12 protein-coding genes, 1 pseudogene and 1 riboswitch are annotated in these 14,342 nt (G+C 39.8%); of the genes and pseudogenes, 7 read left to right on the top strand and 6 right to left on the bottom strand.

Going from position 1 to position 14,342, the window contains the following annotated elements; translation table 11 throughout:
• Positions 1 to 77: 77 nt before the first annotated feature.
• The 6 genes and pseudogenes from BK575_RS15550 to BK575_RS15525 all read left to right on the top strand — a co-directional run bounded on the left by BK575_RS15550 (position 78) and on the right by BK575_RS15525 (position 6,156).
• Positions 78 to 1,310 (top strand): helix-turn-helix domain-containing protein, encoded by a 1,233-nt coding sequence (locus BK575_RS15550; RefSeq protein ID WP_078411360.1) that lies wholly within the window; start codon positions 78 to 80, stop codon positions 1,308 to 1,310.
• 119 nt (positions 1,311 to 1,429) lie between these two features.
• Positions 1,430 to 1,993 carry a helix-turn-helix domain-containing protein gene (locus tag BK575_RS15545; RefSeq protein WP_078411358.1) on the top strand — a complete coding sequence of 188 codons (564 nt, stop codon included), beginning with the start codon at positions 1,430 to 1,432 and terminating at the stop codon, positions 1,991 to 1,993.
• A gap of 31 nt (positions 1,994 to 2,024) precedes the next feature.
• Positions 2,025 to 2,480 (top strand): annotated as a pseudogene (locus tag BK575_RS15540) (IS630 family transposase); the annotation flags it as partial.
• 85 nt (positions 2,481 to 2,565) lie between these two features.
• Entirely contained in the window at positions 2,566 to 3,006 is a 441-nt protein-coding gene (locus tag BK575_RS15535; protein WP_078411356.1) for a MarR family winged helix-turn-helix transcriptional regulator, read from the top strand.
• Between the two features lie 91 nt (positions 3,007 to 3,097).
• Complete coding sequence (locus tag BK575_RS15530; RefSeq protein WP_078414814.1) at positions 3,098 to 4,132, top strand: DUF3231 family protein; 1,035 nt, start codon at positions 3,098 to 3,100, stop codon at positions 4,130 to 4,132.
• 620 nt (positions 4,133 to 4,752) lie between these two features.
• Positions 4,753 to 6,156, top strand: coding sequence for an MFS transporter (locus tag BK575_RS15525; RefSeq protein WP_078411354.1), 1,404 nt, complete (start codon positions 4,753 to 4,755; stop codon positions 6,154 to 6,156).
• A gap of 138 nt (positions 6,157 to 6,294) precedes the next feature.
• Here the strand turns inward: BK575_RS15525 and BK575_RS15520 are convergent, their stop codons facing one another.
• The 6 genes from BK575_RS15520 to BK575_RS15495 form a co-directional block, all read right to left on the bottom strand.
• Positions 6,295 to 8,097: a carbon starvation CstA family protein gene (locus BK575_RS15520; protein ID WP_078411352.1), complete on the bottom strand. Its 1,803-nt coding sequence runs from the start codon at positions 8,095 to 8,097 to the stop codon at positions 6,295 to 6,297.
• 224 nt (positions 8,098 to 8,321) lie between these two features.
• A complete protein-coding gene (locus tag BK575_RS15515) occupies positions 8,322 to 9,068 on the bottom strand; it encodes a LytR/AlgR family response regulator transcription factor (protein ID WP_078411350.1) in 747 nt (248 codons plus the stop codon).
• Positions 9,043 to 10,824: a sensor histidine kinase gene (locus BK575_RS15510; protein ID WP_078411348.1), complete on the bottom strand. Its 1,782-nt coding sequence runs from the start codon at positions 10,822 to 10,824 to the stop codon at positions 9,043 to 9,045. Before BK575_RS15510 ends, BK575_RS15515 begins: the two co-directional genes overlap by 26 nt.
• A 361-nt stretch (positions 10,825 to 11,185) precedes the next feature.
• The gene (locus tag BK575_RS15505; RefSeq protein WP_078411346.1) at positions 11,186 to 11,638 is read right to left on the bottom strand and encodes a hypothetical protein; all 453 of its coding nucleotides are present in this window, start codon (positions 11,636 to 11,638) and stop codon (positions 11,186 to 11,188) included.
• A gap of 313 nt (positions 11,639 to 11,951) precedes the next feature.
• Positions 11,952 to 12,086: a hypothetical protein gene (locus BK575_RS29405; RefSeq protein ID WP_268877739.1), complete on the bottom strand. Its 135-nt coding sequence runs from the start codon at positions 12,084 to 12,086 to the stop codon at positions 11,952 to 11,954.
• Positions 12,087 to 12,184: 98 nt separating this feature from the next.
• The gene (locus tag BK575_RS15495; RefSeq protein WP_078411342.1) at positions 12,185 to 12,742 is read right to left on the bottom strand and encodes a DUF3231 family protein; all 558 of its coding nucleotides are present in this window, start codon (positions 12,740 to 12,742) and stop codon (positions 12,185 to 12,187) included.
• 184 nt (positions 12,743 to 12,926) lie between these two features.
• Positions 12,927 to 13,136: riboswitch (cobalamin riboswitch) on the top strand.
• Positions 13,137 to 13,427: 291 nt separating this feature from the next.
• On the opposite strand from BK575_RS15495, the gene BK575_RS15490 reads away from it, so the two are divergent.
• Positions 13,428 to 14,288, top strand: coding sequence for a class I SAM-dependent methyltransferase (locus tag BK575_RS15490; protein WP_235867395.1), 861 nt, complete (start codon positions 13,428 to 13,430; stop codon positions 14,286 to 14,288).
• Positions 14,289 to 14,342 lie beyond the last annotated feature (54 nt).

Below are 14,342 nucleotides of genomic sequence, written 5' to 3'. Positions count from 1 at the left end.
TGAATTAGCACATATATGACTTTTTTGGATTTTTAATTATACTTAGAGATATGAATAAACGAAAAGGTGATAACATAGTGGAAAAATCAGAGCGTGTTTTTCATGATTTCTATAAAATATGTAATCTAATCAACACGATTACGAAAATGGATGTTAGGTTAATTGGTGAGGAAGGGGATGCTGTTTTACAACTCATTAATCATAGCATCCCGGCAGTACTGCAAAACTTTGACGATGAGTACCTTACGATTCATAAGATATTAAGAAAAAACGCATCGAACAGCTATTATTACTATATAAATTCCTATGGTCTTGAGTATATTGCAGCGGGCATATCGAAAAATAGGGCGTCTCATGGGTTCGTGTTAGTAGGCCCGTTTCTATCTACTATACCTGGTATGGAATTTATTAGTGATATTATCTCTAAAAACAAGCTGCCAGTTAGTGAACGAAAACAGCTTCAAGAATTCTATACGTCATTATCGGTTATAAGTAGTCGTGATTCGAATAGCATTGGAGATTTACTTGTTAATATGTGTACACATAAACATATTGATTCGCAACTAATCACTTCTGATGCCAGTAAACCATCCTTAAACAAAGAGCAGCTAAAAATGAATATTGCTGAAAGTAAACATATTATTGAGGTTAGATATAAATATGAGAAGAAACTAATGGATGCAATCGCAAAAGGGGATAAACAGGAAATAGCCCGCATTTTAACAGAAAGTAACAGTCTCTTAAATATGGCCGATCGAATACCTGAAAGTCCCATTAGATCTGCTAAAAATTTATCATTGGTTTTGAACACATTGTGCAGGATAGCAGCCGAAAGAGGAGGAATCCATCCCATTCATGTCCATAATATTTCGGAAAAATTTGCGGTTTTAATTGAAAGAGCTCCCAATTTACCTCATTTGAAAAAAATGGAGGTGGTCATGATTAATGAATATTGTGATGCTGTCAAACTGTTTTCTACAAATCATTATAGTTCCATTGTGAAAAAGGCGGTGGATTATATTGAATTAAATTTAGAAAGTCCTTTAACACTTAACGATATTGCGGCTGCCATACATGTGAGCCCGTCACATCTTTCACGCAAGTTTAAGAATGAAACCACTATGAATATAATTGATTATATTAATCAAAAGAGGGTGGAAGAAGCCAAGTTATACCTGCAAAGCGGAAATATATCGATTACAGAAATAGCCTTTTTGGTAGGCTTTAATGACCTCAATTATTTTAGCAGGGTTTTTAAAAAAGTTACATCATTAACGCCATCTCAATATGTTAAGACCGATAACTACTAAAAGTCAACCAAATTGACATCTATATAAAACTGATTAGCTTCTTCAACCCAAGTTGTTTGTTTCCTTCGGTTCCTGTCTATACTGATTGACAGGACAAAAAATGAAGGAGCGATTGGAAAATGGCACGGCTTGCAGTTACGAATACACATGGGTTGACTCCAACTGACTTAAAGAGATTGGAGAAAAAACAAACAGATGTTCATCTGCGTGTACGTATCATGGCTGTTCGTCTCGTCATGGAAGGCCGGATGGGCAAGGAGACGGCTCAGCTATGCAATCTTCATCGTCAATCGGTTTCTACTTATGTGAAGAAATTCAATGAGGGTGGTATAGACGCATTACTGGATCGGAAATATGGACCAGGACGGGCCTGTTTTCTAACAGAAGACCAACAAGACGAGTTGAAAAAAATGATGTTAACGAGTTCACCTTCCGATCATGGATTAGGTTGTGGTGTATCATGGACTACTCCTATCATTCGTGAATACCTAAAAAACACGTACCATATCCAGATGAGTTTAACAGGGATTCTTCGCATGCTTTGGCGTTTGGGATTGAGTTATACACGTCCAACCTATGTCTTGGCAAAAGCCGATCCAGAGAAACAACGAGTGTTTCGCCAAGAAATGAATCTGATAAAAAAAACTTCTCCACGACGATACCGTACTTCTTTACCAAGATGAAACCCATGTCCGGGCGTATCAAAGTCTTCACGCCACATGGTCAGAAATCGGCAAACAGAAACAAGTACCGACTTATGGCCATCATGCCAAAGTGACGTTATTCGGTACGTTGAATGCCCAAACGGGAGAGGTGCTTTATCAAACGGCGGACTCATGTAAACAAGAAGCCTTCGTGTCGTTTCTCGAACACGTGGTTCAACGGTACCCGGAAAAGCTCATTGTCATGGTGGTCGACAATGCCCGCATTCATCGTTCACAGCTGGTAAAAGATTTTTTGATTCAACATGATCGTCTTCTATTGATTTATTTACCACCCTATTCACCCAATTTGAATCCGATTGAACGTTTATGGAACTGGTTAAAGAAAACGGTCATTGTCAATCGGTTTCATCCAACCAAGGCTTCCATTGAAGAAGCGATGAATGCCTTTTTGGAAGAAATCAGCCATCGCCCAGAAGAAGTGTTATGTCGGCTTGGCGTAGCCTAAGCTACATGTCGAAATAGTAAATCAGTTTTATATAATAGCAGTTTTTGTATATTAAGTAGCAAAGATTAAGATTGGAGTGAATGGTTTGATTCCAAACTCCGAATTGCAAAATTTGGATCTTATAGATTTATTAAGTGAGCGTCATAGTTTGGTCCGAAAAATCTCAGAGAAAGCATGGAACGATCAAAGTGAGATTTATATTTCAAATTCAGAATGGTATATCATGGCCAGGATTTATAAAAAACGACCTACCATTTCGTATGTTACAAAAAATGTAGAAATTTCTCGACAGGCAATCCATAAGTTTATCAAAAATCTTTCTGTAAAAGGGTTAGTGGAAATCCATGATGTCGAAAACAACAAGAAAGAGAAGTGTATCCAGTTAACAGCTTTAGGAGAAGAATGCTACGAAAAAAATGAGGTTCTTAAAGCTCGGCTTGAGAACAAAATTGCAGAAAAAATAGGTGTTGAGCAAGTAAATATTCTGAAAGATATATTAAAGTTAGAGTGGGGAATAGAATTTTAATACTGCTCATTTATTGAGGTTAAATTCGAGTTCAGAATATGATTTAAAAAGGAGGAAAATACTAATAAAAAAAGGAATGAAGGAAGTTACCATGCGAACGATTAAACCAATTAAATTAAGTTCAAATAAAACAAACACTACAGAAAAATTAACCTCAGCAGAAATGGGTAAACTTTGGGCTGCCTATATGGGAAACAGCATGGGAAAATGCATTTTAAGTTATTATCTTCAGCACGTCGAGGATGAGGATATTAAAACTTTATTAGAAAATGCAGTAAAATTAAGCGAAGAGTTTATGAAAACAATTAAAGAAGTTTTTACGAAAGAAAATTTCCCTATTCCTAAAGGGTTTTCACAAGAGGATGTAAATTTAGATGTTCCTCGTCTATTCGAAGATGAATTCTATGTCCATTATCTAAAATATATTGCAAAAGCAGGCATGAGTATTTATAACATAGCTATACCTCTTGTATATAGAAAGGATGTAAAAGAATTTTTTAGATATTGTATGGATTCTACAATGGATTTAATGGACCAAATCAAAGAAATATTAATGAATAAAGGGCTCATCATCAAGCCACCTGTAATTCCAGTTCCTGAAAAGGTCGAATTTGTTCACCAGGATTTTTTAAATGGTTTCTTTGGTCATGTAAGACCAATGCACGCATTAGAAATTGCCCATTTGTACGATGTTATTGAAAATAATATGACGAGTAAGGCACTAATTATGGCGTTTGCACAAGTAGCAGAGGATGAAAAGATTCGAAAATTGTTTGAAAGAGGAAAAGACCTTACAAAAACAAATACTGAAAACTATATAAAAAAGCTACATGATGAAGATCTTCCTGCACCATCTTTTCTGGATGATTTAGTGACAACATCAACTATTTCTCCTTTTTCTGATAAGTTAATGCTATTTCATAAGATGGATATGTTTACAATGAAAATAAGATCTTTTGGAAATTCAGTAGCAGTTAACGGAAGGCACGATTTAGGACTGCTTTATGCTAAATCGATGATAAGAAATGCAGATTTTGTTCAAGATGCAGTAAAAATTATGATTGAGAAAGGCTGGTTTGAACAAGCACCACAAGCAGCAGTAAGAGACAAATTAACTTCCGATTAGTTGCTGTCATCTCCCTTAATATTAGCTTTTATCAAAGAAAGCAAGATTGTGAAGAAGTGCACTTAAAGTAACGAGGGCTTTAACACATTAAGGAATTAAATTAAAGAGTCTAAAATATGCAAGTTTTTATGCATTACTTGCGCATTTTGGCTCTTTTACATTCAAAAAACATACTGCCATTTTCTATTGTTCAACACAAAGGAATATTGACAGTCAGATAATAAAAATTAGAAGCAAGACAGAAGGTTTAATAAAATGAACCTCTGTCTTGTTTTTTAAAACGCTTACAAAATTTTCGTTGACGAAACGAATGGAGGGTGATATTCTACTAACAACCAAATTAATTAGTTTATTAAACTAATTAATGAGCTATCTCGAGATGCGATAAAGAATCATTTTGTGTATTTTTGAAAAGGGTTTCAAAAAGTAGTTAATAATAAATTTCAAGAGGAGAAGCAAATTCGTTTACGGTTACTCGCCCTAATTAAGCTTATCAAAGCGTTTTTTCTTATGACATGTAGAAAAAGATTTACAGGTGCATTGATAACTATCTGAATATTAAAACTTGTATTAAGGGAGATTTGCTAAATTAGGATTTTAAAGAAATGGAGGGGGAAAAAATGAGTCGAAATGCTCTAAAAGCTACAGACACAACAGCTGCAAATACGGAAGTCAGAAAATTTGGGATGAGGGATAAACTTGGTTATTTGTTTGGTGATTTCGGCAATGATTTCTTCTTTATTCTAGTCAGTTCGTTCTTAATGGTTTACTACACAGATATTTTCAATATTAGTGCAGCTACTGTAGGGTTACTTTTTTTGATTGCCCGATTATGGGATGCGGTTGCGGATGTGACATGGGGGCGTTTCATTGATACGAGAAAACCGAGCAAGCATGGGAAATTTAAACCGTGGATTTTTAGAATGTCCTTCCCGCTCGTTCTTTCAGGTGTATTAATGTTCGTAAAAATTCCAGGTATGTCAGATGGGTTTTATATGGCCTATGCTTTTGTCACATATATTGTATGGGGGACCTTATATAGTACAGTAAATATTCCTTACGGTTCCATGGCATCTGTCATTACGAGTGATCCTGTGGAACGTACCACTTTATCCACTTTCAGAACGATGGGGGCTATGTTGGCAAGTTTAATCATTAATGTAGTTGGACCATTGATTTTATTTGTAGACAATAAGGCAGATGCGGACCGTTTTCTATTGGCAGCCATTATTTTTGGTCTTCTTTCTATCTCTTGTTACATGGCGTGTTATAAATTATCGACTGAACGTGTTGTGATGCCTGAAAGTAAAGAACAAAAAAATAATTTAGGTAAAACGTTAAAAGGTTTGGTGAAAAATAGACCATTACTTTCTATATTAGCGGCATCTTTAATTTTTATGGTATGTACGATGCTGATTGGTGCAGTTAACGTATATTTGTTTAAAGATTATTTTCGTAATGCAGCAGCATTAAGCTTAATAGGCCTTATCCAAGCCGGGGCTGTATTTATTGCCATTCCATTAGCAAAACCATGTGTAGCGAAATTCGGTAAAAAGGAAACAGCAGCAGCAGGTATGTTGCTCGCAGCCGTTGTCTATACTCTTTTATACTTCTTGCCAGACTTAACTGCCATCCAATTTGTTGCCGTTGCGGCTGTCGGTATGTTTGGATTTGCCTTCTTCAATTTAGTAGTTTGGGCATTCGTAACAGATGTCATTGATTATCATGAATATTTAACTGGATTACGAGAAGATGCAACTGTTTACTCTGTCTATTCGATGGCTCGTAAAGTGGGGCAAGCAATTGCTGGAGGCATCGGTGGTTTTGCGATTGCAGCAGTTGGATACGATGCAACTCGCGAGGTGCAAACGCAAGAAGCGCTTGACGGTATTCATACACTAGGCACTTTAGTCCCTGCAGGAATCTATCTCTTGATTTTCTTGATTTTAGTATTCCTATATCCATTGAACAAGCAACGTACAAACCAGCTTGCGGTTGATTTAGAAGAAAAGAGAAAAGGCTGAAATTGAATTATTTAAATGATAAAAAACATATTTGTGCAGGCAACATGATGTTGTGATGGTTTATTAAAAGAGATAGGCCACCATGAGGAGTTTAGAAAAAAAGCAGGAGGGGATGATTCATCCACCTCCTGCTTTACTTTATGCTATTTTAGCTTCTAATTCCGTGTGAGGATTTCTCCAAAGCTGTCCCCATTTCTTGATGGATGTTACCATAATGATCACACCTAAAATTAACATAATGATCGATAGTGATGCATTCAAGATGCTGAAACCGGCTGCATCTGGATTTAAATACACGTTTTTCACCATCCAGTAGCCCGCGTAGTTGACAGTAGCGTACAAATACGTGAGCGGAACGAGACAAGTCAATACGTACCAGCGTTTATCAGCCACTTTAAGAATAACGGTAGCTCCGATGATTAACCCGATAGAGGCCATCAACTGATTGGAAACCCCGAATAGCGCCCAAACAGAGCCGATGTCTCCTGAGAAGAGGAGATATCCCCATAGGAAGCAGGCTAAAGCGCTTGCGAAAATATTGCCGGGAACCCAGTCTACACGTTTTAGCGGTTTGTAGAATGCGCCGCCAAAATCTTGAATCAAGTAACGAGCCACACGTGTACCAGAATCGATGGCCGTTAAAATGAATAATGCTTCAAACATGATGACAAACTGGAAGAAGAAAGAAGCCAGCTTGCTGAACCAAGGAATTTCAGTGAAGATGTACGTCATTCCTACTGCAAGAGTAACGGCCCCGCCTGTACGTCCTTCCAGGTTCAATCCGATTTCCTCGCTGAGCTGCGGAAGGTTGACTGTTTGCATACCTAATGTTTTGAACACTTCAGGCGTTGAGTTGATAGCAAAATAATCTGCAGGATGAAGGGCAGTAGCCGCAACAAGTGCCATAATCGCAACCACACATTCTACCAGCATTGCACCAAAGCCAACTGCTTTAATATCGTTCCAGCGATCAAGCATTTTTGGTGTTGTACCTGAACCAACGAATGCGTGGAATCCTGAAATCGCTCCACAAGCAATCGTGATTGAAATAAACGGCCATACTGGACCTGCCAAAATTGGGCCGCCGCCGTGAATGAACTCTGTTACAGCAGGGAATTGGATGTCAGGATTTACAACGAAAACCCCGGCAATCAATGCAACGAAAACTCCGATTTTCATAAAACTGCTTAAATAATCACGCGGTGCAAGCAATAACCATACCGGCAGTGCCGCCGCAAAGAATGCATAGATTGGAAGAATGATGGATAATGTTTTTACATCAAGAGTAAGCAGATCACCCAAGAATGTACCTTGAATATAAGGGCCGAAAAACACTGCGAGCATGATGAGAGCGAAACCGACGATAGAAGCTCCTTTTAGGTTACCTGTCTTTCGGTGGTACAAGCCTACCCCCATCGCGATAGGGATCGTGCTGCCGACCGCAAATGTTCCCCATGGATTATGTTCTAACGCGTGAAGTACAACCATGGATAGACCAGCCATTGTAATCGTAATAATAAACAGCATGGCCAAACCTGTACAGAAACCGGCAACCGGGCCTAATTCTTTTTTAGCCACTTCCGCTAATGATTCTCCGTTTTGACGCATGGATGCGAATAAGACGACCGCATCATGAACCGCTCCTCCAATCACCGCACCGATTAACAGCCAAAGCAGTCCAGGCAGATAACCGAACTGTGCTGCTAGAATAGGGCCCACAAGCGGACCGGCTGCAGCGATGGCTGCAAAGTGGTGTCCGAACGCCACCCATTTATTAGTTGGAACATAATCTTTTCCGTCCTCCATGGCGTTAGCCGGAGTTTGTTTAGCATCATCTAAAGCTTTTAATTTCATGACTTTAACCGCCATGAACGTGCCGTATAGACGATAGGCAATCATTAAAATACAGATGGCACCAATGACCATTGTAATCGCATTCATTTGTATGACCTCCCATAACCATTTGCTTTATGAGACAATCATACAAAATGAAAACGCAATCATCGGACTTTCAAGATAAAATGCATCATCCAGGGTCTGAGTTGCAAAAACAGCAGGATGAAATACAGAGATGTGTCTATATACATTCCACTTAATAAATCGACACAGCTTCATTTGATTGAGGGACATTTACAATCGGTTATTCAGGCCACTTGAATTTACCCCTAAAAGCCAAGAAGCTGTTTTAACTCTTTTACATATGTACGGCTTACAGGCACTTTGGATCCGTCTGTCATGATTAAATTATACGTCGAATTAAACCATGGCTGGATTTCTGAAATGTGATTCACATTGACGAGGAAACTGCGATGAACTCTCATAAAAGAAGCGTTATGCAGCTTTTTTTCGATCATGACAAGAGATTCTCCGATTTTATATTCTTTGTCTCTCGTCTTAATCATCGTTTTCCCCTCCGCAGACCCTACGAAAACAATGGATGGTATGTCCACTAGCACAATCCGCTCTTCGACCATCACCGCCATTTTTCCGGTTTGTTCAAGTGGGGCTCTGACAGACACAGGGGCAGAGGGAATTTCTTTTTCCCCAATCGTTTGCAGCTTCGCGATTTTCTCTAATGTTTGCTGGATGCGCGTTTCATCAAACGGCTTTAATATATAATCTACAGCATTCAACTCAAATGCCTGGAGAGCGTATTCATCATATGCCGTAGCAAAAATGACTGCCGGCGTATGTTCGAAAGACAGCAACTGTTCTGCCAGCTGCAGACCGCTGGCATCTGCAAGTTCGATATCCAAAAACAGAAGGTCGGGATGTAAAGTCCGAATATGTTCAAGTGCATCTTCAATACAATCCGCTTCTCCCACAACTTCCACTTGTTTCGTTCTAAGCAAAAGATATTTCAATTCATCTCTTGCCAGCGGTTCATCATCCACTATAAAAGCCTTTAACATGATTTTCCAATGCTCCATTTCTATTTAAAGGTATGATAATTTGTATATTTGTTCCTTCACCTTGCTCACTTTTTATACGAAAGTCGGCTTTATCTCCATAAATGCCTTCCAATCGTTCACGTATATTATAGAGAGCCGTTCCTGTCCCTTCTTTTGACTTTACTGTTTGTTTTCCCAGGGACTCAAGTTTTTCGCTTGAAATACCGTTCCCATTATCTTTGACTTCTATATACATCTTTTCTTCACTTTCATATGCGCTCACCGTTACTTCTCCACATTTTTTAACACGTGAAAAAGCATGGCGAATGGCATTTTCCACTAACGGCTGCAAAGTGAACGGAGGAATAGGTACCATTTCAAGTCCTGGTTCGATATTGAACACGACATGATATTTGTTCGGAAAACGCGCTTGCTCGAGTGATAAATAGGCCTTAACGTGTTCCAGCTCTTTCTCAAGCGGAATGAGCATTTGACGGGCACCTTGCAAATTGCTTCGGAAAAACACACTAAGCTCTAATAAAAGTTTTCTTGCTTTTTCAGCATCTGTGCGGCATAAAGCCGAAATGGTGTTAATGGCATTAAACAAAAAGTGCGGATGGACTTGTGCCTGCAAAGCCTTGATTTCGGCATCCTTCAGCAGTTTACTTTGTGTTTCTGCCTCGGCCAATTCCAATTGTGTAGAAAACAGTTTGGCCAGACCTTCAGCCAGTTCTTGTTCCACTTCGCTCAATTGGCTTGGATGCGTGAAGTAAAGCTTCAATGTTCCCACCGTCTTTTGATGCACTTGCAGCGGCAGGACAACCGCAGCTTGTAGCGGACAATTCTCATGAAAGCAAAAAATCTCATCTCTTGATTTAGCGATAATAATTTTTCCTTGTTCGAGCACCCTTTTTGTGAGTCCTGTCGCCAGTCCGTGCATGGGAACATGGTGATCAGACGCGGCGCCGACATGTGCCAATACGCCGTGGTCATTTGTAATCGCTACGGCATCGGCTTCTGTGAGCCTTAACATAATTTTGGATACTTCTTTGCAGGAATCTGGATTCAGCCCTTGCCGGAAAAAGGGGAGAGTTTGATCGGCAATGCGAAACGCCTGATGCGTTTGTATAGCACGAGTGCGTTCTTCTTCACGCAAAATCGATTGAATGATAAACATAAATAACAGTGTTCCAAAACCATTGATAACAATCATTGGGATACCGATTAACTGGACAAGCTCCCATGCTATTTCAAATGGTTTCGTCACTAACAGAATGATCCCCATTTGGACGATTTCCATTGTTACACCGACCATAACAGCAAATGCCGGCGTAATGGCCCGCCGCTTTCTATACCATCTTCCAATATATCCGGCTGCTACACCGGCCAAAATAGACGAAATGGCGCACGAACCAGCTGTAAAGCCTCCAAGTGTGTAACGGTGCAAACCTGCAATCATTCCCACTCCCAGTCCGACAAACGGGCCGCCAATTAATCCGCCAATGCCCACTCCCATAACTCTTGTATTGGCAATCGCACTGTCCGGACCGACCGCTGTCTGCCATGCTTGCGCGGAAATCGAGCTGTGTTGAATTTCAATTCCGGTGTAATTGCTGATGATGCCAAATATCCCAAAAACCGCAACAAGCAATGCTTTTCCGGTTAATCCACGCTCATGCTGGAAGATTTGGCGAAATGATTTCAGCTGTGAAAGCAGGAAGGCTACAATGACGAGAATTCCCACTCTTTCTAACATTAACGGCAATAATGTAATCACCCAAGTTCACCCTTTGTTTTTCGTAATCATTCATCCCATCATACTATATGTCAAAAAAGACTGTCGACTCTATTTGTTATTATGGTCCACATTGGATGAATAATGAAAGCAAACCGCCCTCCGTTACTCATCGAAACGATGAAAGGGAGGGCGGTCGTTTTAATATGCAGCACATGGGCGGATGTGCAAATGAAGTCGTAGAGATTGACGTTGCTTAGGCTTCGTTCCGCTTTTCTTATTGTCCAGCTGCGGCTCTTAGACCCTCGAGTCGCTTCAGCCTTCATCCCAAAGGCGAAAAGCGCCTTTGGGATGAAAACCTCCAGCGCTTGTCGGGGCTAAACAGTTGCCTCCGCCTCTCCTGCTACATCGACCGCGAGCGGCGTCGGCTTGGCTCGTCGTCTTCTGTTGGAACATGTTTTTTCCGTTTAAACAAACTTTTAATAAAAAGAAATAGAGCGGCAAAGCAAGCATATACAGCGAAGAACACAATAAATCCCCACAATCCGATGACTGCGTCGGAAAATTCCATATGACCACGGTCCGTGATGGCTTGCTGTATTTCAATTGCAAACACCAATACCGTCATGACAGTAAAAGTATACACAAAGGAAATGGCGGTAATGCTCCAGCGCCATTTCGATAACATTTTAAAGAAAAGGTAAACGGGGAAAAACGTGAAAATCCCGATGATGCCGATGATCCAAAAGTGTAAATCTTTATCTGTCAGCTGTAGCCCAAACGCTTCAGCAACATTGATGAGTACATCGTGAATGTTATTGACCACTTCAGTGAGAAACAAGATAATATCCTTCATTTTGAACAACCTCTCTCATAGGTTATTTATTCGATAATAGGCAAACTAGTTGCGGCTCCTTCTTTACAGGCCGTACCTACCATTATAATCAGCGGCGGCATAACAAGGCTATCTCCAATTTTTTGCATGGAATAACAGCATCAATTTTCCAGGTTATGTTTCATTATAAAGGATATTCATCGGAAAAGGGAGAGGAAGGTCATGTACAGATGAATTACTATAATATTATTATGTAAACTTTTTTGTGAGGTAAAGCTTCAGTTGGCAGGAGGGGGCAGTGTCCATTTAATGGCTGCCCCGTTATATGTAAACATTATTGCAAATATTTTGGCGGTTCCGGAACGTTGCGGTTTTCCTGCACTTCCGAAAACAAGTCGGTGGACTGGTTTTGCTGGTGAACGACACCGGCTGCGATAATCAATACCGCTTTCCAAATCCATATATTCACCTCTATTGTTTCATATACCTCCATTTATTAGGATAGGCCGTGTTAAAACGCCTATTCTGTTTAAAAAGACGTCATCAAGATTTCACTTGCTTTTGGCTTCATTCTTGTCTTTTATGAGGTGTTCCCGGAGGCAAGTAGCTTGGAGGAGTTTTGAGCCACCCTCTATTTTTCATTAGATTTTTAAGCACGGATGCGTATTTCATTAATTCCACTTGTATTTGGAAAAAGGTCAGGCCTACATCGGTACGAGTGGATTGGGATGAGGCCTGGGCACAAAACGTAATGGAAGCAGCCACCTTTACGCCGATCAAGTTAGCGATCTCATCATCCGTTAGTTTGACGCCTTCCGGTACATCAATCGGGTTGGATTTCGGTTTATCTTCATTGATGGAAGGAAGAGGGACACCTTCTTGGATTAAGATTTCTTTCAAGCGGTTATAGTCCCTCGTCGAGCCTTCCAGGGCATTTTCCAATGCGTGCTTCAAATCAGCATCGGTTGTAGTATTAAGCGCGGCCTGATACAAGGCGCGGGACTCTTGAAAGGCTGTCAAAGCTGTCCATAGGCTCATCACTTCTCCCACATGAAGAGGAGGCACCGGGTTGTCCTCTATAAAGTTTTTCAACAATGAAGCAATGGATTCCAATGCATTTGTCAAAATGACCCCTTCTTCCATAACGGTTTTATTACTATTATCTCAAAAATGGTGAAGTGTATGCGCCGCATTCCTTTTTACAAAGCTTCTGTTGACAATGAGATGAATTAAAACTAACATTAGAGTTGATTTCAGTTATTAAGGCTACATCCTTTCGCCATTCTAATAGATTAAGTCTGAAAAAATTGTATATTGCTAGGAAATAGGTGCGAGATAAAGTGTTGTAATGCTTTATCTGCTTAAAAGGGAAATCGGTTAAATTCCGACACGGACCCGCCACTGTAATGGGTATCAGTATGAAATGCTGATGACTTTCAGAAAAACCACTGGGTTATACCTGGGAAGGTCTGAAAGTGATGCCCTAAGTCAGGAGACCTGCCTGTTTTAACATCGCTGTTAGACCTACGGGATTTTAGGGAGGTGGTTAGGATGCTGATAACCGATTGGCTGAATCCATCTCTATATCTATTTGATGATATCAAGATATCCAGTCATTCCCTTTATTTATCAACAGAAGCATTTCTGACCTCTTGACTCGGTCGGAAATGCTTTTTTATTTTATCTTGCATCGTGCGGGTCTAATGAACGATTAGTGGAGGATGAGGGAAAACCTCCACTGATGGAAGTTTTCTTTATAAATTCAAGGATTGTTTTTAGTATAGAGAGTATAAAAGAGAAGGAGTGTTAGATGAAGATGAAAATTTCCGGTGTACCATTGGGGTGCAACTACATGGATTTGTGGAAAGAAAATATGAAGGAATGGGATGGAACTCTTTCTAACCGAATGATTCATGATGAACATGAAGAAGATTTTTGGCATTCTTTTTTAGAAAAAAAGAAACAAAATGGTGAGGGTTATATCAATTCTTATGCTTATAGAATTCAAGAAGAGCTGCTGACGTTGCTAAACATAAATGATCGTGTAGTGGAAATTGGCCCTGGATGGGGGAATTATACGTTCTGTACGGCTGAGAAGGTTAAGCATCTGACATGTGTAGACAGCTCTCAAAGTGTCATCCGCTTTTTAAGAGATGAAACAGAAAAGCAACAATTAAACAATGTGAGCTTTATACATGGGAAATGGGAACAGCTTAATCTGGAACAACGTTATGATGTTGTTTTTGGAATAAACTGCTATTATCGTGTCAGTGATATAGGAGAAGCGTTACTTAAAATGAATGATGCTGCGTCACGGCTTGCGGTAGCGGGAATGACAAGCGGGCCGGAAAAACCTCACTATTTAGATTTGCATCGAGAAAGAGGATATTCGATCAAATTCAGGCGCAGAGACTATATTCATTTACAAAATATTTTGTATCAGCTCGGGATTATGGCTAATTGCAAAATGATCGAAATCCCCAAGACTTCTACATATAGTTCTTATGAATCTCTTATAAAGGATAATGTAAGCAAAATTTTAACAAAGGATTACAAGGAACAGGAAGTGGAACAAGCTCTCAGTCCGTATGTGACAGAGAAGGATGGCAGGTACGAATATTCATATACTTTTCATGCGGCGCTGCTTTATTGGAAACCGATAAAAATTTAATTGAACGGGATCACTTATTATCTGTATAAGCCATTGATGGAATGGATGTCATCC

The sequence above is a fragment of the Priestia abyssalis genome, from assembly GCF_002019595.1.
In the GTDB taxonomy this organism is placed as follows: Bacteria; Bacillota; Bacilli; order Bacillales; family Bacillaceae_H; genus Bacillus_BA; species Bacillus_BA abyssalis.
The sequence above is the reverse complement of the archived record's forward strand: the minus strand, read 5'-3'. Positions and strand labels throughout refer to the sequence as shown.